Source organism: Liquorilactobacillus sicerae (assembly GCF_029916425.1).
In the GTDB taxonomy this organism is placed as follows: Bacteria; Bacillota; Bacilli; order Lactobacillales; family Lactobacillaceae; genus Liquorilactobacillus; species Liquorilactobacillus sicerae.
The window spans coordinates 1-433 of the sequence record NZ_JAHAVQ010000267.1 but is presented as its reverse complement, the minus strand read 5'-3'; the positions used below and the strand labels follow the sequence as shown (position 1 = coordinate 433).

The window sequence follows — 433 nt, the reverse complement described above, 5'->3', positions numbered from 1 at the left end:
GTTTAAAATTGCTGAACATTCACCGACTAAATTATTCAAATTCATTTCGGCCAAAAGCCAATTGACTTGTGCATCTGTTCCAAGACGACTAAAACGATTAAAATAGCTAATCCGGGAATGATTCAATTGGTCGACCGCAAAACAATCAAGATGGCTTCCCGGACCGGCAATCAAATCAAAAACAGAATTAAGCTGAACTTTGTTCAAATCAGCTGAAGACTTTGTCGTTTGGACAACTGTTGCCTTTACGTTGCTTCCAGCAATAAATAAAATATGCTGTTCAATCGCCGAAGCATAATCATCTACAATTAAAGAAATTTCAATTGGCTGTTTTAAATGAAGATCGTTTGGCAAATAAATCAATAATCCACAATTCCAATAAGCTTGGTGCATGGCCAGCAAACGATTATCCGGATCATTTTGCAAATACTTC

The 433-nt window shown here is 36.7% G+C and carries 1 protein-coding gene; it reads right to left on the bottom strand.

All coding sequences use genetic code 11. The features are described 5' to 3' along the window. A partial coding sequence (locus tag KH893_RS12375) for a SufD family Fe-S cluster assembly protein (RefSeq protein ID WP_486606307.1) occupies nt 1–433 on the bottom strand: 433 nt, incomplete at both ends.